Source organism: Pseudomonas sp. GW823-FHT04A03 (assembly GCF_058796615.1).
On record NZ_JBXAIV010000006.1, the window covers coordinates 13,986 to 37,253 of the forward strand.

Genomic DNA, 23,268 nt, shown 5'->3' on the forward strand with positions numbered 1-23,268 from the left:
GCAAGGTGGCGATCGCGACCTTGCTGATGGAGTACCTGATCATGTTCGCTTCAGCGACTGCTTCGAGCACCCCTGTGACGGGGAGCCCGCCCACAGCAATACCTGTCGAAGAGCCGTACCTGCTGGAGATCCTCAACGTCAGCAAGGGTTTCCCCGGTGTGGTGGCGTTGTCCGATGTGCAACTGCGGGTACGCCCCGGTTCCGTGCTGGCGCTGATGGGCGAGAATGGCGCGGGCAAATCCACCCTGATGAAAATCATCGCCGGCATCTACCAGCCAGACGCCGGAGAGCTGCGCCTGCGGGGCAAGCCGGTGGTGTTCGAAACGCCACTGGCAGCGCTTCAGGCCGGGATCGCGATGATCCACCAGGAACTCAACCTGATGCCGCACATGAGCATCGCCGAAAACATCTGGATCGGCCGCGAGCAGCTCAACGGCTTTCACATGATCGATCACCGGGAAATGCACCGCTGCACCGCAAAACTGCTGGAGCGTTTGCGGATCAACCTTGATCCCGAAGAGCTGGTCGGCAACCTGAGTATCGCCGAGCGGCAGATGGTCGAGATCGCCAAAGCCGTGTCCTACGACTCCGACATCCTGATCATGGACGAACCGACGTCGGCCATCACCGACAAGGAAGTCGCCCATCTGTTCTCGATCATTGCCGACCTGAAAAGCCAAGGCAAAGGCATCATCTACATCACCCACAAAATGAACGAAGTGTTCGCGATCGCCGATGAAGTGGCGGTGTTTCGCGACGGTGCCTACATCGGCCTGCAGCGGGCCGATTCCATGGACAGCGACAGCCTGATCTCGATGATGGTCGGTCGTGAGTTGAGCCAGTTGTTTCCGGTGCGGGAAAAGCCGATCGGCGATTTGTTTCTGTCGGTGCGCGACCTCAAGCTCGATGGCATCTTCAAGGGTGTTTCCTTCGACCTGCACGCCGGGGAAATCCTCGGCATTGCTGGATTGATGGGTTCCGGCCGGACCAACGTGGCCGAAGCGATCTTCGGCATCACGCCCAGCGACGGTGGCGAGATCCGTCTCGATGGCGAGGTGGTGCGCATCAGCGATCCGCACATGGCGATCGAGAAGGGCTTCGCGCTGTTGACCGAGGATCGCAAGCTCAGCGGCCTGTTCCCGTGCCTCTCGGTGCTGGAAAACATGGAAATGGCCGTCCTGCCGCACTACGCCGGCCACGGGTTCATCCAGCAGAAAGCCTTGCGCGCCTTGTGTGAAGACATGTGCAAGAAGCTGCGGGTGAAAACCCCGTCGCTGGAGCAGTGCATCGACACCCTGTCGGGTGGCAATCAGCAGAAAGCCTTGCTGGCCCGCTGGCTAATGACCAACCCGCGAATCCTGATTCTCGACGAGCCGACCCGCGGCATCGACGTCGGCGCCAAGGCCGAGATTTACCGGCTCATCGCCTACCTCGCCAGCGAGGGCATGGCGGTGATCATGATTTCTTCGGAGCTGCCGGAAGTGCTCGGCATGAGCGACCGGGTGATGGTCATGCACGAGGGCGACCTGATGGGCACCCTCGACCGCAGCGAGGCGACTCAGGAGCGGGTGATGCAACTGGCTTCGGGCCTGTCCTCGGTTCATTAATGGATACCGCTGGTGGCCGAGGCCGCCGTCGATGATGCGATAGAAAGGTGAGTGGTTATGAACGCGATACTGGAAAACAAACCGGCCACGGCACCGGTCAAGAGTCGCCGGCGCTTTCCGACGGAACTGAGCATTTTCCTGGTGCTGATCGGCATTGGCCTGGTGTTCGAACTGTTCGGCTGGATCGTGCGCGACCAGAGCTTTCTGATGAACTCCCAGCGGCTGGTGTTGATGATCCTCCAAGTGTCGATCATCGGCCTGCTGGCGATTGGCGTGACCCAGGTGATCATCACCACCGGTATCGACCTGTCGTCGGGCTCGGTGCTCGCGTTGTCGGCGATGATCGCGGCGAGTCTGGCGCAGACCTCGGATTTCGCCCGGGCGGTGTTCCCGTCACTGACCGATTTGCCGGTCTGGATTCCGGTGATTGCCGGGCTCGGTGTCGGGCTGCTGGCGGGGGCGATCAACGGCAGCATCATCGCCATCACCGGGATTCCGCCGTTCATTGCCACGCTGGGCATGATGGTTTCGGCTCGCGGCCTGGCGCGTTACTACACCGAAGGCCAGCCGGTAAGCATGCTCTCGGATTCCTACACGGCGATCGGCCACGGCGCGATGCCGGTGATCATTTTTCTGGTGGTGGCGGTGATCTTCCACATCGCGCTGCGCTACACCAAGTACGGCAAATACACCTACGCCATCGGCGGCAACATGCAGGCGGCGCGCACCTCAGGCATCAACGTCAAACGCCATCTGGTCATCGTCTACAGTATCGCCGGGTTGCTGGCGGGGCTGGCAGGCGTAGTGGCTTCGGCCCGCGCCGCCACCGGGCAGGCCGGGATGGGCATGTCCTATGAGCTGGACGCGATTGCCGCTGCAGTTATCGGTGGTACCAGTCTGGCGGGCGGGGTGGGGCGCATCACCGGCACGGTGATTGGCGCACTGATTCTTGGGGTGATGGCCAGCGGTTTCACGTTCGTCGGGGTCGATGCCTACATCCAGGACATCATCAAGGGGCTGATCATCGTGGTCGCGGTGGTGATCGACCAATACCGCAACAAGCGCAAGCTCAAACGCTGAAATTCATCGTTCTGGCCTGCCAAGGCGGGATAAGCGTCATACACAAAAGCCGATCGGAGAGATCGGCTTTTTTATGCCAGCGATAACTGCTGAGGCGGCAAAGTCGTTCAGGGTTTCTTTTCTTCCATCCCATCCTTTGAGCCACTGGATGTTTGCGCATCCTTCTCTGTCTCGTGGGACTCTGCACCGGAGTTCGACCCCGAGGCTTCTTCACCCTTTTTGTCGGCCTTGTCTTCCTTTGATTCGGTGCCTCCCTGGTTGACCCCGGGAATACCCGTAGGCGGTACGGTGCTTCCCGCCATCGCCAGCGGTGCGGTGGCAGATAAAAGACTTCCAAGCATGAGGGCTGCAATGGTTCTGTTCATCGTCGGGCTTCCGCGTCAGGTGGGTAGGCGTTGGAAGTTCTGACGCGGGGTAAAGTGCCGGCCAGCTGACGGGCGGGAACTCGTAGCTATTGGTTCACGGACGCCCGCTGTAGATGTGGTTCAGCAAAAACAGCTCGATGATCGCCACAAAGACGCAGGTCACGACAAATCCGCGGGTGAAGACTCTGCGAGGCTTTTGGCCGGACGTCTGGAAGCCGTCAAGAATCGATAGCAGGTTTGAAAGAAAATCCAGTAAGTCCATCCGTGTTTGTCCTTCGTTCGGTGCCGGTATCGCGGTGCGGCGCAGTTTATCTCATCGACTCAATTGGTTACGGTCATGTTTCACTGCTCGCGCAACTGGCTCCAGTCAATGCCGAACCGTGCGAGGTACTTCCTCAATCGGTCCGCATCATTGGGCTGCGCCTTCGCCTGTCGCGACACGCCGAACAGGCGTCTGCCTGCATCCGACAAGCTGTCTGCCTGTCTGCAAACCTCCAGCACTGCCTTCAATTGCAATCGATCGAACAGGTCCAGCGTCTCGGCATCGCCCGGCAGCTCATTCGTCATTCCGGCCGGCTGCGCCAGCCCCCATGCATACCGCAGCCGATCAATTTCCTCCTCGACCTGCGCTTCATCGATTCGCCCGCTGTCGGCCAGTGTCGCCATGCGCGTAATCGAGGCCGAGAGTTCGCGAAAGTTACCCAGCCATGCAGCTTCCCGTGAGCTGGCGAAACTGAGGTAGCGCCGTCGGGCTTCAAGGTTGAAGCGCACCAGTTGGCCGTGTTCGCGAGCGTGGCGTTCAAGCTCAAAATCGATGTTGGGTTCGATGTCTTCGCGGCGCCCTGCCAGGCCTGGCAGGTCGAATGTCCAGAGGTTGATCCGCGCATAGAGATCTTCCCGGAACAGGCCTTCGGCGACGCGACTGCGCAGGTCGCGGTGGGTGCCGGCGATGATCAGGAAGTCGCTGTCGACTTCCTTGTCCGAGCCCAGCGGGAAGAAGCGCTTTTCTTCGATAGCCTTGAGCAGCATCGCTTGTTCGTCCGCCCCCAGCTCGCCGATCTCGTCGAGAAACAACATGCCGCCGTCAGCCGCTCGCAGCAGGCCGTCGCGGGCGTTTTGCGCGCCGGTAAAGGCGCCTTTGACGTGGCCGAACAGCGCGGACATTGCCCCGTCGCCACGCAGGGTGGCGCAGTTGACTTCAACGAAGCGTCCCTGCATTTGATGGCGACTGCGTTTGAGCTCGTAGATGCGTCGGGCGAGAAAGGACTTGCCGGCGCCGGTCGGGCCGATCAGCAGCATCGGCGCTTTGGAGCGCACGGCCACGCGTTCGATCTGCTCGATCGAGCGGTTGAACGCGGTGTTGCGGGTGGCAATGCCGGACTTGAGAAACTCCAGGCCTTCCAGACGTTTGTGGGTGAAGCGTGAGGCAATGCGGTCGTAGCGCGACAGATCCAGGTCGATCAGGGCGTGGGTGCCGGTGGCCGGTTCTTCTTCGCTCTTGCGGCGAGCGGGGGAGGTCTGGATCAGGCGTGCCGGCAGGTAGTGCGCCTCGGTCAGCAAGAACCAGCAGATCTGCGCGACGTGGGTCCCCGTGGTGATGTGCACCAGATAGTCCTCACGCTCGGTATCGAAGGTGTATTCGGAGGTGAAGTCGTGAAGTGCGCCGTAGACCTCTTCGAAATCCCAAGGGTTGCGCAACGCCATCGGGTGCAGGCGCACTTCTGTGCCCGGCGACACCTGACGGATGTCCTCGCGAATGCGTTCGGCCAGGCTCGCGTCCCGGGCGTCCGTGCCGTGTATCAGTTCCAGTCGATGGATCAAGACATCCGGCTGCTGGCACAGGCCCACGCTAGGCCGCCAATGGTTCCAGCGATTGGCGCCTTTGCCTACGCGATCAAGGGTGGCGCCGATGAAACCGATGGCGACGGTGCGCTTGCTGGACATTGATTATCCTGAAAGATAAATGACGATAGCTAATGATAGTGTTCGAGGGCGTTATTTGTCGTGACGAAAATTCAGGGACGCTCGTTTGTAAAATAAAAGCCTTTAAAATCAATTAGATAAAAATAATTCGCGAACGTTTTCGAAAACTGGCACAGCGGCTGCAATACCTGTCACAACGAACAGGACAACACAGCGAGACGCCACGATGGCCAACTTCAACCTCTTCAATACGCAATCGAAAAACCTGCCGGCGTGCGACACCTTGAATGCTTCCGGAGCTGCGGCTTATGCCTATACGCCCAAGCATCAACTGGCCCAGTTGGCAGTCACCGGTTGCCTGAATTCGACCTTTTACGCATCCGCTCAAAGTCAGTTGGATCAGGTGTTGAAGCTGGTGGCGGAGCTGGACAGCCGCTTTGTGGCGAATGCCGCTCTTTACGCCCGCCAGAAGGGTCATATGAAAGACATGCCGGCGTTGTTGCTGGCGGCGCTGACGGCTCAGCGTTCGGCCCTGGTGCCGGAGGTGTTCGGGCAGGTCGTGGACAGCGGCAAGATGCTGCGCAATTTCGTGCAGATATTGCGCAGTGGCGCCACCGGTCGCCGCTCCCTCGGTTCTCAACCCAAGCGTCTGGTGCAGAACTGGCTGAACAGCGCAACCGAGCGACAGCTGTTGCAGGCATCGATCGGCAATCAGCCTTCGCTGGCGGATGTGGTGAAGATGGTTCACCCAAAACCGTCCGAGGCCTGGCGCGAAGCGTTTTTTGCCTGGGTGATCGGCAAACCGGTGGATGCACAGGCGTTGCCCGCACTGACTCGCGATCTGCTGGCCTTTCGCAGCGGTGCGAGTGATCAAGTGCCTGAAGTGCCTTTTCAATTGCTCGGTAACGAAACCTTGAGCAAGGAACAATGGGCAGCTCAGGCGCGGAACATGGGCTGGCAGGGCCTGCGCATCAACCTCAATACGCTGGCGCGCCATGGTGCTTTTGACGTGCCGGGTTTCACCGAATACGTGGCCGCTCGGTTGGCGGATCCTGAAGCCGTAGCCAAGGCGCGGGTGTATCCGTACCAGTTGCTGGCGGCGTACCGGATGGTCGGCGATGACGTGCCGGCGCTGATTCGCGAGGCTTTGCAGGATGCGCTGGAGCTGTCGTTGACCAATGTGCCGAAGCTGCAGGGCGCGGTGGTGGTTTGTCCGGATGTTTCCGGCTCGATGGGCAGCCCGCTGACCGGTTACCGTCAGGGCGCGACCACGGCGGTGCGCTGTATCGATGTGGCGGCGCTTATTACGGCGGCGGTGTTGCGTAAACAGCCGACGGCACGGGTGATGCCGTTCGAATGGAAGGTGGTGGATATCACCCTCAACCCGCGCGACAGTGTGATCAGCAATGCCGAAAAGCTTGCAGGCATTTTCGGCGGCGGAACCTGCTGCTCGGCGCCGTTGAAGAAGCTGGCGGACAGCAAGGCCAGGGTCGATACGCTGATCATGGTGTCGGACAACGAATCCTGGATCGATGCGCGACGCCAGGGCGCCAGCGAGACGATGCTGCAATGGGAGCGGATAAAGCGGATCAACCCCCAGGCTCGCCTGATTTGCATTGACCTGCAACCGGGTTGGGCGACACCGGCGGCGGATCGCGATGACATTTTGAATGTCGGCGGTTTCAGTGACGCGGTGTTTGATGTGATCGAGCAGTTCACTGCCGGCCGGTACGGACCGCAGCACTGGGTCGAAGCGATTGAACGCATGGGGTGAGGCGATGAGCCGCCCAAAGAATTGATTTGTCACGGGCACTGAATGCCGGTGGGACTACATCCAGGACGTCTCACCAAACCCTTGTCAGTGCGCGTGACGGCACGAATGCCGATGGCTGTACATCTGAGGCCGGTTAACCCCGGTGCGCGGCAACGCGCAACAGTCATCAACCTTTGTCGTGCCACCTTTTTTGAATCTGCCGGCGAATGCCGGTGGAACTACCTGAAGAATCGAGATGATGAAAGAACACACTTACCAACTGCTGGAAGTCGCCAACGGCAAACCGATCAAGCTCTGGACCGAAGGCGTCCCGGTGGAAAACGAAGCGCGCGAGCAATTGATGAACACGGCGAAGATGCCCTTCATCTTCAAGCATCTGGCGGTCATGCCGGACGTCCATCTGGGCAAGGGCTCGACCATCGGCAGCGTGATTCCCACGGTCGGCGCGATCATCCCGGCAGCGGTCGGGGTGGACATCGGTTGCGGCATGATTGCCGCGCGAACCTCGCTGACTGCGGCCGATCTGCCGGACAACCTGCATGGCTTGCGCAGTGCCATCGAACAAGCGGTGCCCCATGGCCGCAGTTCAACCCGGTCGCGCCGTGACAAAGGCGCCTGGGACGAAATCCCGCAACAGGCCGATCAGGCCTGGGCGGCGCTGAATCCACGGTTCAAGGCGATCACCGACAAGTACCCGAAACTGGCCAACACCAACAACCGCGGGCATCTCGGAACACTGGGCAGCGGTAACCACTTCATCGAAGTGTGCCTGGATGAGGCCAACCGGGTCTGGTTCATGTTGCACAGCGGCTCGCGCGGTGTCGGCAACGCCATCGGCAACCTGTTCATCCAGATGGCCCAGGCGGATATGCGTCAGCACATTGCCAATTTGCCGGACCGTGATCTGGCGTACTTCGAAGAAGGCAGCCGGCATTTTGACGATTACGTGGAAGCCGTGGGTTGGGCTCAGGATTTCGCCAAGCAGAACCGTGCGCTGATGATGCAAGCGGTGATTCAGGCCACACGGCAGATCATCCGCAAGCCGTTCGAGGTCGCGCTGGAAGCGGTGAACTGCCACCACAACTACGTGCAGAAAGAGCGGCATTTCGGCGAGGACATTCTGGTCACCCGCAAAGGCGCGGTGTCAGCGAAGAAGGGCGAGTTGGGGATCATCCCCGGTTCGATGGGCGCCAAGAGTTTTATCGTGCGCGGTCTGGGCAACGAAGAATCGTTTTGCTCCTGCAGCCATGGTGCCGGTCGGACCATGAGCCGTACCAAGGCCAAAAACACCTTCACCGTCGAAGACCAGATCCGTGCCACCGCGCATGTTGAATGCCGCAAGGACGCTGCGGTGATCGATGAAATTCCGATGGCCTACAAGGACATCGACAAAGTCATGCACGCCCAGCGTGAGCTGGTTGAAGTGCTGCACACCCTGCGTCAGGTGGTGTGCGTCAAAGGGTAGCGCGTGTCGCAAGGCACGCCGGAACAAGGATTGAAGGACATGAAATTCGAAGAGCGTCACCCTCTGTGCAACACCATGCGCGCCCGGGTGCTGGAAGAACTGGCGCGCATAGAGCGCGAACGCAATGTCACGGTGCTGTATGCCTGCGAATCGGGCAGCCGGGCCTGGGGTTTTGCCTCGCCGGACAGTGATTACGATGTGCGCTTCGTTTATGTGGAGAAACCGGAATGGTTCGTCCAGGTCGATGCGCCAAGTGATGTGATCGAGCGGCCGCTGGATGATGAGCTGGATGTCAGTGGCTGGGAGCTGCGCAAGACCCTCGGGTTGTTGCGCAAATCCAACCCGACCTTGCTCGAATGGCTCGACTCACCGCTGGTTTATCGCAGCGAGGCCGCCGCGGTTTCTCAACTGCGGGCACTGGCCGAGGCGTTCTACAGTCCGCCGGCCGCGCGCAATCATTATCTGTCGATGGCGAAGAAGAACTTCCGTGGTTATCTGCAAGGCGACAGCGTGCGGTTCAAGAAGTATTTCTACGTACTGCGGCCGCTGCTGGCGGTGCGCTGGATCGACCAGGGGCGCGGTCGGCCGCCGATGACGTTCAGCGATCTGCTGAGCACCGTCGATGACCGGGCATTGCTCGAGGAGGTCGACGAACTGCTCGCGCTCAAGCGCAATGCCGACGAGAGCGCTTACGGTCCTCGTCGTCCGGCGCTGCATGCCTTCATCGAAGCGGAACTTGAGCGTGCCGTGCCGACATTGCCCAGAACTCGCGAGGACTCGCGGCAGCTCGATCGATACCTGCGGGAAACCGTTGGTTTGTACGCATAAGGAAAAAAATGAAACAGGACGTTATTGAACTGGACGGCGCTATCGGCGGTGGCCAGGTGTTGCGCAGTGCGCTGAGCCTGTCGATGGTGACGGGCCAGGCGTTTCGCATTGAGCGGATTCGGGCCAAGCGCAGTCGTCCGGGCCTGCTGCGCCAGCACCTGACTGCCGTGATGGCGGCAGCGCAGGTCTGCGGTGCAAAGATCCAGGGGGCTGAACTGGGCTCACAGACATTGAGCTTCGAGCCGGGGCCGATTCGTGGTGGCGAATACAGCTTTGCCATTGGAACCGCCGGCAGTTGCACACTGGTGTTGCAGACCTTGCTGCCCGCGTTGTTGCTGGCGCCACAAGCCAGTCGGGTGCGGATCAGCGGCGGCACGCATAATCCGCTGGCGCCACCGACCGATTTTCTCAACCGCAGCTGGTTGCCGCTGCTGCGACGCATGGGCGCGGAGGTTGAACTTACGTTGCTGCGCCACGGGTTCGTACCGGCGGGTGGCGGTGAAATCGACGTCAGCGTGCAACCATCGAAACTGTCAGCACTGCACCTGTGTGAGCGCGGCTTGCCGCGTTCGCGACAGGCGTTTGCGCTGACCGCCGGGCTGGCGCCGGGCGTCGGTGTGCGCGAGCTCGACCGGGTGGCGCGGCGATTGGACATGGCGTCAGCAGAATTGAACGCCGTCATCCTTGATCCGGCCTGTGGCCCGGGCAACGTGTTGCTGCTGGAGTATGCGTTTGAACACGTCACGGAGGTTTTCAGCGCTTTCGGTCAGGCCTCACTGCGTTCGGAGAAGGTGGCGGACGCCGCGATCAATCAGGCGGCCGATTGGTTGCACAGCGGTGCAGCGGTTGCAGAGCATCTGGCCGATCAACTGCTGTTGCCGATGGTGCTGGCAGGAGGCGGATCGTTTACCACGCCCAGGATGACCGAGCATTTGCACAGCAACATTTTGGTCATCGAGCGTTTTGTCCCGATCACGATCCAGTGCCAAGAAGAGGGTGCAGACCGGTTGAGGGTTGAAGTTCGCGCCCGGGCGCAACAGGCGGCAAATTGCTGGCCCCCGAATGTTTCAAGTCCCGGCAAACTCGCCTTTTTTCAAAAGGTTAGGTGGGCTATATGCGGACGATTGTCATCACCGTAGCAACGCTTTCCCTCGCTCTGTTCGCAGTGGAGGCCCAGGCCAGGGAACTGAGCAAGAGCCATCGATTTGCGTGTACCTGGGGTTCGGACATCGCCGCCGGTGCGCAACAGTCGAAGCTGTCAGGTATTTCGCTGTATGGCGCGCGCAAGCGCTTGCAGGCCCGCAAGTTCCAGCAACCGTGGATGCGCATGACCGCCATGGGCATCACCGAGCAGACCTACGACAGCGCGTCGCGGCTCAAGCCGGCGGCCGTCAAGCAGACCTACTACGAACAGTGCGTCCGGCACGAGTTGGCCCAACGTTGAATGAAAAAGCCCGACTTGAAGAGGTCGGGCTTTTTCATTTCCGGAGCAGTGGCAGCGTCATTTGTCACTTTCGCAATTGACCATCCACGACACGCCAAAACGATCCACCAGCATGCCGAAGCGTGCGGCCCAGAAGGTGGCTTCCAGCGGCATGTCGACACGACCGTCCCTAGCCAGGGCGTTAAACACCCGCTCGGCCTCGGCAATGCTGTCGACATTCAGGGAAATCGAGCAACCGCTCATGCCTTGGGTCGGGCGATCGGGGGTGGTGTCCGACGCCATGAGCATCTGATCGCCGACTTTCAGGCACGTATGGATGATCAGGTTGTGATGCTCTTTGGGGACATGTTCGGCGGCTGGGGTTTCGCCGAAGGTCATCATCGCTTCGAGCTTGCCTTGCAGGCATTGCTCGTAAAACGTGAAGGCTGCGCGGCAATCGCCGTTGAAGATCAGGTACGGGTTGATTTTCATGGTGGTGCTCCCGAATAGGCAGTGGAACGCCGCGCGGCCGGGTGTGCCGAAGCAGCGTCACGGATTGACTCCATCCAGCAAAGCGTTAGAACGCCGGATTGCCAGTCGATGCTGCAAGAATTTCCATTCGGGGTGACCGATGGTCTGCGGGGAGGGGGTGTCAGGAATCGCGCGGGTTCTTCTGCACTGCAGCGCCGGCCACTCGGGCGGCAGGCCGGGTTTGCATCAGCGCATCGATCGCCTTGCGATAGTTCTGTCCGCCCAGCGCCATGCTGTTGTTGTGTGTTGCGCCGGGCACCAGCAGCAGGCGTTTCGGTTGTCGTGCGGCGGCGAACAGTTGTTCGCTGAAGCGTGACGGCACGAATGCGTCGGCCAGGCCGTGCACCACCAGCAAGGGCATGTGGATCTCGGCGATCTTGTCGATGGAATCGAATTTCTGCGACAGCAACCAACGCACCGGAAGAGAGGTGTTGGCCACGGCAGCCGCCACATCCGCCAGTGACGTGAACGTGGATTCGATAACCAGTCCGCGCACCGGCAGTGGGGTGTGATTTCTGGCAGCATCGCGGCCAAGTTCGGCAGCCAGATCGATGGCGACAGCGCCCCCCAGCGAATGCCCGTAGATCAGGCGTTTGTTCGGGTCCGGTTGCAACAGCTGGAAGCGTTCCCAGGCCACCCGCGCATCTTCGTACACCGTGCTTTCCGACGGCAGGTCGCCATGGCTCTGGCCGAAGCCGCGATAGTCGATGGCCAGTACCGAATAACCTGCTGCGCGCAGTTGCTCGATGCGGAACAGTTGACCGGTGAGGTTCCAGCGCACGCCATGCAGATAAAGGATGGCCGGAGCATCGGCGCACTCCGCCGGCCACCACCAGGCGTGAATGTTTTGCCCGGCCTTGAAGCTTTTCGGTTGCAGGTCGAGTTCCTGCACGCTGCCGGGCAATCCGTGATACCAGCCGGCGGTGCCCGGTTCGATGCGAAACAACAGCTTGCGTTCGGTGTGTTCCAGCACGGCACAACTTGCCGGCACGCCAATGATCAGGGCGGCCATGCAGGCGAACGCCAGACGGCGGCGTCGAAGTCGGGTCATGAAGGCAAGGAACATTAAACGTTTCACCACGGCGCGGACAAAGAACGCTTTTTACCAGATGCCTTGACCCGCGCGTGACATTTTCGACCACCGCACGCCTGCAACGATTACAAAATGCTGCAACGACTCAGTCGATCTTCAGCACGATCTTGCCGATGTGGTCGCCCGCTTCCATGTGCGCATGGGCCATGGCTGCGCCGGTGAGCGGATAGACCTTGTCGATGATCGGCAGGCAGCGCCCGGCGGCCAGCACCGGCCAGACGTGTTCGCGCAATTGGTCGGCGATGGCGGCTTTTTCCGACGAGGTGCGGGCGCGAAGCAGGGAACCGGTGACCACCGCACGTTTGCCGAGGATCGCCAGCAGATCGATGTCATTGGCCCGCGCGCCACCGAGGAACCCGAGCATCACCAGCCGCCCATCCATCCCCAAGGCGCTGATGTTCCCGTTGAGGTAGGAGCCGCCCATTATGTCGAGGATCACATTGACGCCCTGGCCGGCGGTCTTCTCGGCGATGACAGCCGCGAAATCCTGTTCCCGGTAGTTGATCGCTTCACCACCCAGATTGTGGATCGCTGCGCATTTGTCGGCGCTGCCGGCGGTGGCGAAGGCTTCGATGCCAAACTCGCGGCATAGCATCAACGCCGTGGTGCCGATGCCGCTGGTGCCGCCGTGGATCAAGGCGCGCTGGCCACGGCTGGCGCTGCCGAGGCCGAACAGGTTGGCCCACACCGTGAAAAATGTTTCCGGAATTGCAGCTGCCTGAATCCAGTCCAGCCCATCGGGAATCGGCAGGGCCTGGCCGGCCGGAACCGTGCAGTATTCGGCGTAACCTCCGCCGTTGGTCAGCGCGCAGACCCGGTCACCGACCGCGAATGTGCTGACGCCGCTGCCAATCGCCATAACTTCGCCGGCCACTTCAAGGCCCGGAATCGGGTTCATGCCGGGCTTCATCGGGTATTTGCCGGCGCGTTGCAGGGCGTCGGGGCGATTAATGCCGGCGGCGTGCACGCGGATCAATATTTCGCCCTCTGCGGCGACCGGCAGCGGAACGCGTCGGGATTGCAGAACTTCGGGCCCGCCCGGTTCGGTGATTTCGATTCGGGTCATTTCAGTGGGCAACGTCATTTTCGATTCCTCTTGAAAAAGTGATCAGTAGATGGGAGCACCGTCAGGGCCTAATGATTCCCGTCATTGGGCGCAGCAGCGTTGTTCGACGGAGGACGGCAGCAGTTTCATGGCGTGCTCAAGTATCAGCGCGATCACGATGGCACCGCCGGCAATCACAAAGAGCAGCACATGCTGTCCGCCCGTGGCGTTGAACAGCGCCGAATAGGCGAAGCCGGCCAGCGCCTGAAACGTGGCGAACGACACCGTGGCGCGGCTCCACGCCACCTGCTGGCGATGATGATCCGGCACCAGCTCATGCACCCTTGCCAACGCCAGCGGGACAATGCCCGGCGGAAATGAGCCGAGGATCACTGCCAGCAGTGCCAGCGCCAGGAACGAATGCGAAATGCCCAGCATGCCAAGGGTGATCGCCTGCACCACCAGCACCAGACGAATGCCGGTCCGCGCGCCGAGATGATCGGCGAGGAAGCCATAACTCACCGGGCCGACGATGGCGCCCAGACCGTACATGATCCAGACCAGCGCGCCGACGTGCGCCCCGGCGCCCAGGCCACGGGCGACGTAATCCACCAGAAAGACCATGGCCGGCACCAGCCCGGCAGCCATGAACGCGTACTGGGCAAACAGCAGATAAACAGCAGGCGGTGTCGGCTCGACCGGTTCCACCTGAGCCGTTGCGGTGGTTGCATGGGGCAATTCCGAGGGCCAGCCGAACCAGCTCAATGCCGTCAGTGCCAGCGACAAAACGCCCAATCCCAGCCAGGTCGCCTGCAAACCCAGACTTAACAGCAGCGGAACAATCGTGCCCGAACCGGCGATGCCCAGACCTATGCCGAGGAAAATCGCCCCGCTGGCCAAACCCTTGCGCGCGGCCGGTACATGGGGCAATACGGTCGCGGCCACCAGCACCATGATCGCGCCGCCCGCGATTCCCGACAGCAGGCGCCAGCCGAAATACCAGCTCACCGACACCGGGTACGCACAGGCAAAAAACGCTACGGTCACCGCCAGCATCATCAGGCGCAGAGCGTTTCTCTGGGTAAGCCGGCGTGCCAACGGCCGGCCAAGGAGGGCACCGATCAGGTAACCGACCAGGTTGGCCGCGCCGAGATAGACCACATCATGGGCGGAAAACCATTGCGCCTGAATCAGCGAGGGGATCAGCGGCGTGTAGGCGAAACGTGCCAGACCGATGCTGACCAGGCTGGCGCAGAGTCCGGCGAAGATCGCCAGCCAGACACTCGTGTCCGGACGCTCGGGCGAAGCAGTTGAAGTGCGCATGACGGCAATCCTGTGAAAGGTTTATGGCGCCCAGCATATCGGCTATCGTTGCTGCGTTAATGCAGCGAGTTTGCGTGATTGTGATGCGTTTATGCATCAATGGAGAACGGTATGAACTGGGATGACGCACGGGTGTTTCTTGCGGTTTGCCGCGAGTCGACATTGCGTGGCGCCGCGCGTGTACTGGGCGTGGATCAGGCGACGGTCGGGCGACGCATCACGGCACTGGAAAAGTCGCTGGGCGCGACCTTGTTTCTGCGCACCTCCGAAGGCTATGCACTGACGGCAGTCGGTGAAGCGGCGCTCAAGTCGGTGGAAAAAATGGAGCATTCGGCGCTGGAGCTGGAGCGGCGTATCCAAGGCCTGGACGACCGCCTGACCGGTAGTGTGCGGGTCAGTACCACCGATTCGCTGGCCATCGATTTCCTGATCCCGGCCATCGCGCAGTTGCACGAACAGCATCCGGACGTGCGCGTGCACCTGGATGCCTCTACGCAGATCCTCTGTCTGGCCAAACGCGAAGCTGACATTGCCGTACGCAATACCCGCCCGGACAACCCGGACCTGATCGCCCGGCGCATCGCGCGTTGGCCCGTGGGGCTGTTTGCCTCGCAGGCCTATGTCGACCGCCATGGTGTGCCGGTGCCGGGCAGTGCGTTCGAGGGCCATGATCTGGTGGTGTACCAACCGTATCTGCAAGGCAACAAAGACCTGACCCTGGTGACCGAACCCGTGACTCGCGGGCGGATCGTCGCCGGTCTGAGCTCCAGCCTGCTGGTGCGCCGCTCGATTGCCGCCGGTCTGGGTGTAGGAGAAATCCCGGTCTACATGGGCGAGCGCGATGGTCTGGTCAGGCTGTGGCCGGAGCGTACGCGGCCGTTGCCTTATGAAGTGTGGCTGGTGACCCATGCGGATCTGCGCCATACCGCGCGGGTCAGGGCGGTGATCGAGCAGATTGTCGAGGCGTTTGCGCTGGAGAATGAGTAGTCCTTGATGCCTTGTAGGACGGCTACATCAGCTGACGATCTTGCCTACAACAGCGCCAGAATCCGCTGGCTTGTGCGTTTTTTGGCCGGGCCCTATCGTTTCTCACACCCGGAGTGAACAGGTGAAATGCTCCGAGGTGATCAATCCAGGGAAGTATTGATAAACGTCAGAGGTGCGGAATTGATTGCAAGGGAAGTCAGCCAATTTCAAGCAAGCGACATGGCCGGGCAAACGGATAGAACTGAGTCTATGAACTACATAACGCGAGACGAATTCAGCGCCAGGATCGAGGTCATCGAGACAAGAATCGATGCACGGATCGAATCCATGTCCGCCAAGATCGATGGCTTTCTGACCCAGCAGGCCGAGCGGGATCAGGCACGGCTGGAGCTTGAAAAAAGTCAGGAGCAGGCCCGGCTGGAGCAGAAACGCTCCATGGAGGAGGCACGGTTCGAGTGGGAGCGATCTCAGGAGGCGGCGCGGCTGGAGCAGAAGCGAGAGCAGGAAACGGCGCGGCAGGCGTGGGAGAAGGCTCAAGCGGTGGCGCGGCTGGAGCAGAAGCGAGAGCAGGAGACGGCGCGGCAGGCGTGGGAGAAGGCTCATGCGGTGGCGCGGCTGGAGCAGAAGCGAGAGCAGGAGGCTGCACGACAGGCGTGGGAGAAGTCTCAGGAAAAGTCGCGCCTTGAGCGGGAGGAGGCGCATGAGAAGGTGCACGCTGAGCGGGAGGCGGCGCAGGAGAAGGTGCGCGTTGAACGAGAGGAGGCCCAGGAGAAGGTTCGCGTTGAGCGAGAGGTGGCTCAGAAGAAGGTGCACCAGGAGCGGGAGCTGGCTCTGGAAAAAATTCAGCTGGCGCATGAGAAGAATCTCGAAAACCTGCGGCAGGAGCGCTTGAAGGCTCGGCTGGGGCATGAAAAGGTCTTGGAGACGTCCCGACAAGAGCGGGAAACCGCCCGGGTCGAGCGGGAGAAAGCCTACGAAAAGGTCAGACTGGAACAAGAAAAGGCTCACCTGGAGCGCGACCAGCGTTACGCGATCGTCTCGGCTCGCATTGACAGGTCTCTGGAGCGAATTGACGAAGCCGTCAGGCAGGTCTCGACGATCAAGGCGAATTACTGGGCGGCAACGGCCGTACATTTTCTCGGAATGGTTGCCATACTCGCGGGTTCTTACTACGCCAATCAGGCAAACGTGCTTGTCACGATGCAGACCACCCTGGCCATGATTCAATCGGTGAAAGAGGCTGGAAACCCTGCGCCGGCAGTGCTGATGACCTTGCCAGCAGAATGAAAAACGGCCTTCAACGAAGGCCGTTTTTTTCGAGCGATGAAAACCACGGGCTTATGGCATTTCCGGCAGTTCCTGCGGGCGCAGATCAAACACCAGAACTTCGGCATCCTGGCCATTGCTCAGGGTCAGTGCCTGTTCTTCACGAACCCGTACGCCGTCGCCTTCCTTCAATTGCACGCCGTTCAGTTCAACGCTGCCGCGAGCAACGTGCACATAGGCATAGCGGTTGGCAGGCAGCTTGAGTGTGGCGCTTTCCTCGCCATCGAACAGTCCGGCATACACTCGTGCATCCTGGCGCACTTTCAGCGAGCCGTGGCTGCCTTCGGGCGAAATGATCAGTTGCAGGCGACCGCGTTTTTTCTGTTCGCTGAAGTGCTCTTGCTGGTAACGCGGTTTCGCGCCGCTGACGTCCGGCACGATCCAGATCTGCAGGAAGTGCACAGGCTTGGTCGCCGAATGGTTGAACTCACTGTGGGCCACGCCGCTGCCAGCGCTCATCAGTTGCACATCGCCGGGGCGGATCACCGAACCGGTGCCGAGGGTGTCCTTGTGTTCCAAGGCGCCTTCGAGCACATAGGAGAAAATCTCCATGTCGCGGTGCGGGTGCTGGCCGAAGCCCTTGCCGGCGGCAACGCGGTCATCGTTGATCACCAGCAGGTCGGAGAAACCCTGTTCACGCGGGTCACGGTAGCTGGCGAAAGAAAAGGTGTGGAACGACTTCAACCAGCCATGATTGGCCAGACCACGGTCGGAAGCTTTACGAAGGGTCAGCATGATGAAATCTCCTTTCAGGACGTTGATTCGCCCGAGTGAGGAGAAGGTTACTGGTTACCCTGCGATGCAATAAGTAGATGAAAATTGAAATACTGTCCGGTTTGAGTTGACAGTTGTGAGCACTGGATCACGCATTCTTTTCCAACGGTTCCACCGTATCTGGCCATAATGCGCAGACTTATGATTCCACATAGATTTTGGTGATACCCCCATGAAGACCGTGGCAATGGTGCTGTTTCCGGAATTTCTGCTGCTCGACATGGCCGGGCCGCTGGAGGTCTTTTCGGTCGCCAACCGCTACCTGAAACCGGAAGCGCACTATCACCTGACCACCCTGGGTACCGAGCACGGGGCGTTGCGTGCGTCCAATGGCGTCCTCGTGCACACCGATCGGCATATCGACGAAGCCGATGAGCGCTACGACTTGTTGCTGGTGCCAGGCGGCCCTGGCGCCTACAACGAAAAACACCCGCCGTTGCTCGACTGGCTGCAAGGTGCGGTCACGCGCGTCGGGCAATATGGCTCGATTTGTACCGGCGCCTTTGTGCTGGGTCATGCCGGGTTGCTCGACGGCTATCGTGTGACCACCCACTGGAATTACACCGAACGCCTGATCAAGGGGTTTCCGAAAGCAAATGTCGCCACCGACCAGATTTTTGTCGAGGATCGCAACCTGATCACCTCCGGAGGCGTCACGGCCGGCATCGATATGGCGTTGGCGGTGGTCGCCCGCGATCATGGCAAAAAGATTGCCCAGGACGTGGCCAAGGTGCTGCTGGTGGTGATGAAACGTCAGGGCGGGCAAGCGCAGTTCAGCCCGTTGATGGCGGCAGTGGCGCCTCAGGAAACCCCGATCACCCGTGTGCAGAACCACGTGCTGGAACATCTGGAGGAAGCTTTCACCGTCGAGCGCATGGCGGGGCTTGCGAACATGAGTGCACGGCACTTCGCCCGGGTGTTCGCTCGCGAGGTCAACATGACGCCCATGGAATTCCTGCAAAGTGCGCGCATCGATTGCGCGCGAAATCTGCTGGAGACCAGCGATCTGCCATTGAAAACCGTGGCCTACAAAAGCGGTTTCGGCAGCGTGCGGCACATGCGTTTTCTGTTCGGCGAAAAGCTCGGGCTGACCCCGACGCAATATCGCGAACAGTTCAGCTAGAGCGGTTCTGTCCGTTACGGGCATCCGGATGTCCGTGCTGGACCCCGCGTGGTGGTTGTACCGTCATCGAGGCCTGCGAAGATAACGGACATGAACAGCCTCAACGAATTGAACTCGGCGTCGGTCCTGCGTTTCGGGCCGTACGCGTTCCATTTGCGTCAGCGGCTGATCCTCGAAGGGGATCGGCAATTGCGCATGGGCGGTCGTGCGCTGGACATTCTGCAAGTGCTGGTCGAGCGCGCCGGGCGGGTGGTCAGCAAAGAACAACTGATTGCGCTGGTGTGGCCGACCTCGGTGGTCGAGGAGATCAACCTGCGGGTGCACATCGCCGCATTGCGCCGGGCCCTCGGCGACGGGGAGAACGGTCAGCGCTATATCGTCAATGTGCCGCAATGCGGGTACAGCTTCGTGGCACCGGTGCAGGGCGACAGCGTCGCGCAGGTGGTGTTCGAAAGCCTGCAAGCACCCCAGCACAATTTGCCCGCACGGCTGACACCGGTCACCGGGCGCGATTCACTGGTCGGCTGTCTGGTGCGGCAACTCCCGTTATCCCGGCTCCTGACAGTGACGGGACCTGCCGGCGTTGGCAAAAGTACCGTGGCATTACGCGCAGCGGAATTGCTGCTGCAACATTTTCGCGACGGCGTGTGGCAGGTGGATCTGTCGCTGATCGACGAAGACACTCTGCTTCTCGATCACCTGCTGAAAACCCTCGATATCGATCTCCCCACCCTAGCAGCGCGCCACGCCTTGCTGGTGCTGGACAATTGCGAGCACTTACACGAAGCCTGCCGCAGTCTGCTGCAAACACTGCTCGACGCCGCACCCCGTCTATCGATCCTTGCCACCAGCCGCGAACCGTTGCGTCTAAGTCTGGAAGTCCTCCAGCCGTTGCCGCCTCTGACCCTTCCCAAAGCCTCGGCCCTCAATAGTGTCGCCGAGGTCATGGGCTATTCGGCGGTGCAGCTGTTTGTCAGTCGCGCCCGTGCGCGTCAACACGGCTTCAGTCTGCGTGAGCAGGATCTGGAAACAGTGCGCGATATCTGTCGGCGGCTCGACGGCCTTCCACTGGCGATCGAACTGGCAGCAGCGCAGATCGATGCGCTGGCGCTGGTCGGCCTTCAGACGCAACTGGATCAAGGCCTGCAAGTTCTGAGTCACGGTCGCCGCACCGCCGTGACACGCCATCAGTCGATGAAGGCTGCGCTGGACTGGAGCTATCAGCGCTTGAGCGAGCAGGAACAACGCGTGCTGCAACGCTTGTCGGTGTTCAAGATGGCATTCACCCTCGACGCCGCCATCGGCGTGATCAGTTGCGCGCAATTACCACCCTCGACACTGGTGGCAGTGGTCGAACAGCTGGCGGCCAAGTCGTTGCTGACAACAGACCGATCCAGCGGAACGCTGCGCTATCGAATGCTCAACACCACACGCCGCTATGCCCGCGAACAACTAGAGCAGGGCGGTGAACTGAATGATGTCGAGCGTCGGCACGCGCGCTACCTGGGTCGCTCGCGGCCAGCCTCAAGCGGCCGACTGACCGCGCAGTTCGTCGAGCAGTGAACGCACCTTGCGCAAGTCCGGGGTGGCATAGCCTTCGGTGAAGCGCTGGTAGATCGGTGTCAGCAATTCGAGTGCCTCGCAATAACGCGACTGGCGCTGCCATAACTGAGCCAGCGACGTCGCGCTGCGCATTTCCCAGGCCAGCGCACCTTGTTTCCGCGCAATCTCGAGCGATTGCTGCAAGGCGATTTCAACCGTGTGATGGCAGGGCGACTCCGCGGCCAGCAACCGCTCGGCCCGGGCCCGCAAAATCTCCGCCGTGCTCCAGCCGGCCGCGCCACTTTGCGCGCGTTCGAGCAAAGCATCATCAACGAAACCCGGATCCAGCGTGACCATTATTTCCCTGACCAGACCACTGTCGGCGGGCGGGATGGCGGGGGCCTTGTCGGCGTCGATCACCTGCGCGTAATGCCGCGCCCACGTGTAGAACAGCAGCACAGAATGCTTCTGCGCCTGTTCGAGCAACAGTTGCAGCAGCGCGCGGGCATTTTGTACGTCGCCGTTGTAATGGGCGATCAGGCACGAGGCGAGTGCCAGGGTGTAGCAGATCGAGGTGCCGTGGTTGATCTGCACCGCGATGTCCAGCGCCTGCCGCGCCGTACGCCAGGCCTGCTCGGGAAAACCTTGCAACCACAACACTCGGGCGAGAACGGTCAGCGAGGCGACGCTCTGATCGTATTGCACGCCGAAACCGTGGGTGAAACGGTTGAGGTGGCCGCTGTGGGCCATGCGCTGAATGACCTGTTCGGCGTGGATTCGCGCCTGATGCTGATCGCCGGCGTAATGCAGCGCGAGCACCCGCAAGCGATGGGTACTCAGGGACAACTGCGCATCGCCGTGCACACCGAGGCTTTCGAATTGCTCGCTCTGCTCCAGCGCCATCTGGTAATGCCCGCAACTGAGGTTGACCGCCATGTGCCCCGACACCGCGCGCAATTGTCCGGCCATGTCGTCGTGCCGTTGCGCCAGCAGCCGGGCGCTGACGAAGGCTTCGATGGTTTCCGGGGTGCCGCCCCAGGTGTGATAGCAGGCGCTGCCGAGGGCCAGTTTCAAGGCGATTTCCAGTCGCGGGCAGGGCGCGTCGGATGACGCCAGCAATGCGAGTGCCCGACGCACATGCACGCCGTACTCCTTGAGCAGGGACAACTCCTGCCACAACGGCGCCGACGTCGCCGTCAGTCGAACGCCGAGCGCGCGCGAGCCGTCATCGTTCAGCGTCCACTCAAGCGCCGCCCGCAGGTCTTCGAGGCCACGGGCGTAGCGCTCGATCCAGACTTCAGTCGCCGTGTTTTCCCAATCGGCCTGGGCCTGATGCATCAGCGCCAGGCTGCGTTCGGCATGTCGTTCGCGGGTTTCGCCGAGCTCCGCGGCCTGGTCGAGTTTTTCCAATGCATAGCGGCGAGTCGTGTCGAGCAGGCGATAGAACACCTCTTCATCGCCAACCTCGACGTTGAGCAGCGACTTGGCGACCAGTTGCGTGATCGAGGCAAACACTTCGTTCGACTCGATGTGCTGACCGACGATAACCGCCGCCGCCGATTCCAGCGTGAATGCGCCACGAAACACACCCAGTCGGCGCAGGCCGGTCTGTTCGCAGCTATTGAGCAGATTGAAGCTCCAGTCCAGCGTAGCGCGCAGGGTTTCATGCCGGCCGAGGCGAGTCTGATTGCCCGCCGGCAAACGCCCCTGAAGCTGACTCAGCAAACCGTCCAGCCCAAGGCCTGCCACCTGCGCGGCGGCCAGTTCCAGTGCCAGCGGTATGCCGTCCAGCCGTCGACAGATGTCGATGATCAGCGGCAGATCAGCGTTGCCCGGCTCGAAGTGTTCGTGCGCCGCCATCGCCCGTTCGACGAACAGTTGCAGCGCAGAGAATCCCATCGCCTGATCGCGGTCGAGCACCGCAATCGGCGGTGGACAGTCGAGAGACTCCAGACGCTGCACATACTCGCCCTCGGCGCGCAGGCTTTCGCGGCTGGTGGCCAGAATGTGCACCTGCGGCGCGCCACGCAGAATGCTTTCGCTGAGCAGTGCTACGGCGTCGATCAAGTGCTCGCAGTTATCGATCACCAGCAGCATCTGGCGCTCGCGCAGGCTGTTGATCAGGCAGGCCATCGGTTCACTGTCGTGCAGCGAAAGGTCGAGCAGGGCGGCTAGGTGCGAGCAGATCGAGCCGGGATCGTTGAGCGGTGCCAGATCCAGCAGACGAATCCCGTCGCGATAACGGCCGATCAGCTGTTCGGCGACGCGCAGGGCCACGGTGGTCTTGCCGATGCCGCCGGGGCCGACCAGGGTGATGCAGCGCTGGCGTGGCAGTTGGGTCATCAGGCTGTCGACCACCGACTGGCGTCCGATCATCCGCGTACGGCGCAATGGCAGGTTATGCCGGCCGAGGTTGGCGGCGGCGGGGCGTTGTTCGATGGATTGCAGCAGCACCGGCGCGACGAAACTGTAACCGCGCTGCGCCACCGTGACGATGTAACGCTGCCCGGCCTGACCGTCGCCGAGGGCCTTGCGCAGCGCCGCCATGTGCACCCGCAGGTTGATGTCTTCCACCACGCTGTCCGGCCAGACCCCGGCGATCAGTTGCTGCTTGCTCACCACCTCGCCGGCGTGGGCCAGCAGGATCAGCAGAATGTCCATGGCGCGGCGGCCCAGGCGCAAAGGCTGGTCGCCTTCAAGCACCAGCCGCTGGCCGGGGTGGATCCGATAGGGGCCGAAACCGATGGCCTGATTCGGGGAAAGACTCAACCGCTCACTCCTTCGACGTTTTTTATGATCCTGGTCCGCCTCGGTGAAGAATCCGTGACGGGCAGGGCGGGGAGCGACTCGAGGGTCACGCAAGCCGTCTAATCCGCAGTATCCGGGCATATTCCTCAGGATTTGTCGTCAGTGCAACGTGCGTGCAATGCACGCGCCCCGGCATCGCTCGGCATCCAGTGCCCTCACCACTGTATTTAAAGGCCGGAACCTGTGCCGGCTCACCCGACAGCCGGGAAAAATTAACAACGATTAACTCGTCCGCGCCCGCGTCAGAGCCA

At 61.2% G+C, this 23,268-nt stretch carries 19 protein-coding genes; 11 read left to right on the forward strand and 8 right to left on the reverse strand.

Going from position 1 to position 23,268, the window contains the following annotated elements; translation table 11 throughout:
- Positions 1–41: 41 nt before the first annotated feature.
- Complete coding sequence (locus AC1Q9F_RS16640; protein WP_492620359.1) at positions 42–1,607, forward strand: sugar ABC transporter ATP-binding protein; 1,566 nt, start codon at positions 42–44, stop codon at positions 1,605–1,607.
- Positions 1,608–1,664: 57 nt separating this feature from the next.
- Entirely contained in the window at positions 1,665–2,687 is a 1,023-nt protein-coding gene (locus AC1Q9F_RS16645) for an ABC transporter permease (protein WP_007956055.1), read from the forward strand.
- Between the two features lie 107 nt (positions 2,688–2,794).
- Here the strand turns inward: AC1Q9F_RS16645 and AC1Q9F_RS16650 are convergent, their stop codons facing one another.
- Both AC1Q9F_RS16650 and rtcR read right to left on the reverse strand, forming a co-directional pair.
- Positions 2,795–3,052 carry a hypothetical protein gene (locus tag AC1Q9F_RS16650; protein WP_207985623.1) on the reverse strand — a complete coding sequence of 86 codons (258 nt, stop codon included), beginning with the start codon at positions 3,050–3,052 and terminating at the stop codon, positions 2,795–2,797.
- A 342-nt stretch (positions 3,053–3,394) separates the two neighbouring features.
- Positions 3,395–4,996: an RNA repair transcriptional activator RtcR gene (gene rtcR / locus AC1Q9F_RS16655; protein ID WP_492620360.1), complete on the reverse strand. Its 1,602-nt coding sequence runs from the start codon at positions 4,994–4,996 to the stop codon at positions 3,395–3,397.
- Positions 4,997–5,201: 205 nt separating this feature from the next.
- Between rtcR and AC1Q9F_RS16660 the strand changes: the two genes are divergently transcribed.
- The 5 genes from AC1Q9F_RS16660 (at position 5,202) to AC1Q9F_RS16680 (ending at position 10,486) form a co-directional block, all read left to right on the forward strand.
- Positions 5,202–6,749, forward strand: coding sequence for an RNA-binding protein (locus AC1Q9F_RS16660; RefSeq protein WP_492620361.1), 1,548 nt, complete (start codon positions 5,202–5,204; stop codon positions 6,747–6,749).
- Positions 6,750–6,987: 238 nt separating this feature from the next.
- The gene (locus tag AC1Q9F_RS16665) at positions 6,988–8,214 is read left to right on the forward strand and encodes an RtcB family protein (protein WP_041475522.1); all 1,227 of its coding nucleotides are present in this window, start codon (positions 6,988–6,990) and stop codon (positions 8,212–8,214) included.
- Positions 8,215–8,253: 39 nt separating this feature from the next.
- Positions 8,254–9,042, forward strand: a complete 789-nt coding sequence (locus AC1Q9F_RS16670) for a nucleotidyltransferase domain-containing protein (protein WP_492620362.1) — start codon at positions 8,254–8,256, stop codon at positions 9,040–9,042.
- An 8-nt stretch (positions 9,043–9,050) separates the two neighbouring features.
- Positions 9,051–10,181: an RNA 3'-terminal phosphate cyclase gene (gene rtcA, locus AC1Q9F_RS16675; RefSeq protein WP_492620363.1), complete on the forward strand. Its 1,131-nt coding sequence runs from the start codon at positions 9,051–9,053 to the stop codon at positions 10,179–10,181.
- Positions 10,157–10,486, forward strand: a complete 330-nt coding sequence (locus AC1Q9F_RS16680; RefSeq protein WP_064378879.1) for a hypothetical protein — start codon at positions 10,157–10,159, stop codon at positions 10,484–10,486. Before rtcA ends, AC1Q9F_RS16680 begins: the two co-directional genes overlap by 25 nt.
- A 57-nt stretch (positions 10,487–10,543) precedes the next feature.
- On the opposite strand, the gene AC1Q9F_RS16685 is transcribed toward AC1Q9F_RS16680, so the two are convergent.
- From AC1Q9F_RS16685 to AC1Q9F_RS16700, 4 genes are all read right to left on the reverse strand, one after another.
- A complete protein-coding gene (locus AC1Q9F_RS16685; protein WP_074687707.1) occupies positions 10,544–10,957 on the reverse strand; it encodes a VOC family protein in 414 nt (137 codons plus the stop codon).
- A 160-nt stretch (positions 10,958–11,117) separates the two neighbouring features.
- Positions 11,118–12,062 carry an alpha/beta hydrolase gene (locus AC1Q9F_RS16690; protein ID WP_492620364.1) on the reverse strand — a complete coding sequence of 315 codons (945 nt, stop codon included), beginning with the start codon at positions 12,060–12,062 and terminating at the stop codon, positions 11,118–11,120.
- Between the two features lie 112 nt (positions 12,063–12,174).
- Complete coding sequence (locus AC1Q9F_RS16695) at positions 12,175–13,173, reverse strand: NAD(P)H-quinone oxidoreductase (protein WP_492620365.1); 999 nt, start codon at positions 13,171–13,173, stop codon at positions 12,175–12,177.
- A 63-nt stretch (positions 13,174–13,236) separates the two neighbouring features.
- Positions 13,237–14,457 (reverse strand): YbfB/YjiJ family MFS transporter, encoded by a 1,221-nt coding sequence (locus tag AC1Q9F_RS16700; protein WP_492620366.1) that lies wholly within the window; start codon positions 14,455–14,457, stop codon positions 13,237–13,239.
- Between the two features lie 111 nt (positions 14,458–14,568).
- Between AC1Q9F_RS16700 and AC1Q9F_RS16705 the strand changes: the two genes are divergently transcribed.
- Positions 14,569–15,444 carry a LysR family transcriptional regulator gene (locus AC1Q9F_RS16705; protein WP_492620367.1) on the forward strand — a complete coding sequence of 292 codons (876 nt, stop codon included), beginning with the start codon at positions 14,569–14,571 and terminating at the stop codon, positions 15,442–15,444.
- A gap of 249 nt (positions 15,445–15,693) precedes the next feature.
- Positions 15,694–16,731, forward strand: coding sequence for a hypothetical protein (locus tag AC1Q9F_RS16710; RefSeq protein ID WP_492620368.1), 1,038 nt, complete (start codon positions 15,694–15,696; stop codon positions 16,729–16,731).
- 51 nt (positions 16,732–16,782) lie between these two features.
- Here the strand turns inward: AC1Q9F_RS16710 and AC1Q9F_RS16715 are convergent, their stop codons facing one another.
- Entirely contained in the window at positions 16,783–17,505 is a 723-nt protein-coding gene (locus AC1Q9F_RS16715; RefSeq protein ID WP_085689135.1) for a pirin family protein, read from the reverse strand.
- Positions 17,506–17,716: 211 nt separating this feature from the next.
- Between AC1Q9F_RS16715 and AC1Q9F_RS16720 the strand changes: the two genes are divergently transcribed.
- Together AC1Q9F_RS16720 and AC1Q9F_RS16725 are read left to right on the forward strand one after the other, a co-directional pair.
- Positions 17,717–18,667, forward strand: a complete 951-nt coding sequence (locus AC1Q9F_RS16720; RefSeq protein ID WP_492620369.1) for a GlxA family transcriptional regulator — start codon at positions 17,717–17,719, stop codon at positions 18,665–18,667.
- A gap of 90 nt (positions 18,668–18,757) precedes the next feature.
- Positions 18,758–20,230 (forward strand): ATP-binding protein, encoded by a 1,473-nt coding sequence (locus tag AC1Q9F_RS16725; RefSeq protein WP_492620370.1) that lies wholly within the window; start codon positions 18,758–18,760, stop codon positions 20,228–20,230.
- Here AC1Q9F_RS16725 and AC1Q9F_RS16730 read toward each other — a convergent pair.
- On the reverse strand, positions 20,192–22,978 hold the full coding sequence (locus AC1Q9F_RS16730; RefSeq protein ID WP_492620371.1) for an ATP-binding protein: 2,787 nt from the start codon (positions 22,976–22,978) through the stop codon (positions 20,192–20,194). The two genes, AC1Q9F_RS16725 and AC1Q9F_RS16730, sit on opposite strands and share 39 nt — an antisense overlap.
- Positions 22,979–23,268 lie beyond the last annotated feature (290 nt).